Annotated in this window: 1 protein-coding gene; it reads left to right on the top strand. The window is 68.3% G+C overall.

Annotated elements, in window-relative coordinates:
• Window positions 1-141: 141 nt before the first annotated feature.
• A complete protein-coding gene (locus ACFFHU_RS28510) occupies window positions 142-1194 on the top strand; it encodes an IS110 family RNA-guided transposase (RefSeq protein ID WP_377343522.1) in 1053 nt (350 codons plus the stop codon).
• Window positions 1195-1208: the final 14 nt, after the last annotated feature.

The following is a 1208-nucleotide window of genomic DNA, read 5'->3' as shown; positions in this document are numbered from 1 at the left end:
GGCTTTCATCCGTTGTGCCGGTCATCGGTGGTCAGGGCCGACCGGCGTGACTTGATAGGAGCGTGGCATCGCCCCCACTGAGGTGTGTCCGCCGGCCGGCCCAGCCGTCCCCGTCTCCTGGGAAGAGAGGTGACGTCACCCATGGTGGTGGTGCTGGGAGTTGATGTCCACAAGGACACTCACACGGTCGTCGGTGCCGATCAGGCTGGTCGTAAGGTCGGTGAACGTGTGGTCCGGGCGACCGATGCAGGGCATCGGCAGTTGCTCGGGTGGGCCAGGCGGCAGTTCCCCGCTGAGCGGGTCTGGGCGGTCGAGGACTGCCGGCATGTGTCGACTCGGCTGGAACGGGCGCTGCTGGCAGCGGGGGAACGGGTGGTGCGGGTGCCGCCGAAGCTGATGGCTGGTGCCCGGGGCAGCGCTCGCACCCGCGGCAAGTCCGACCCGATCGACGCGCTCGCGATCGCCCGGGCGGCGCTGCGGGAGCCAGACCTGCCGGTCGCCGAGCACGACGACGTGTCCCGGGAGCTGCGGCTGCTGGTGGATCATCGTGAGGATCTGGTCGGTGAACGAACCCGGATACAGAATCGGCTGCGTTGGCACCTGCACGAACTTGACCCGGAACTCGACATCCCGGCCCGGGGCCTGGACCGGCTCGTCGTGTTGGATCGGCTCACCGGCTGGCTCACCGGACAGCCGACCACGGTGGTGACCCGGCTGGCCGGCGAACTGTTGGCCGACATTCGCGCGCTTACCGCCCGGGTCAACACCCTCGAAGCCGAGATCACCACCAGGGTGCGACGCATCGCGCCCGCGTTGCTCGCCTTGCCCGGCGCGGGGGCCTTGACGGCGGCGAAGATCGTAGGGGAAGCCGCGAACGTCGCCCGGTTCCGGTCCGAGGCGTGTTTCGCGATGCACGCTGGCGCCGCGCCGATTCCTGCCAGCTCGGGACGCACCAACCGGCACCGACTAGCTCGCGGCGGCAACCGGCAACTCAACGCCGCCCTGCACCGCATCGCGGTCACCCAGATTCGTCTCGATGGCCTGGGCCGCGCCTACTACCAGAAACGACGCGAGAACGGCGACACCACCATGGAAGCCCTCAGAGCGCTCAAACGCCGACTCGCCCGCATCGTCTTCAACCTACTTAAAGATCAACAACCAGCCCTGCCGGACTTGCTTCCGGCAGCGGCTTGACATAGGAGCAACGG

This window comes from Plantactinospora siamensis (genome assembly GCF_042434095.1).
GTDB lineage: Bacteria > Actinomycetota > Actinomycetes > Mycobacteriales > Micromonosporaceae > KBS50.
Note: the sequence above shows the minus strand (reverse complement) of the source record. Positions and strands in the feature narration are given on the sequence as shown.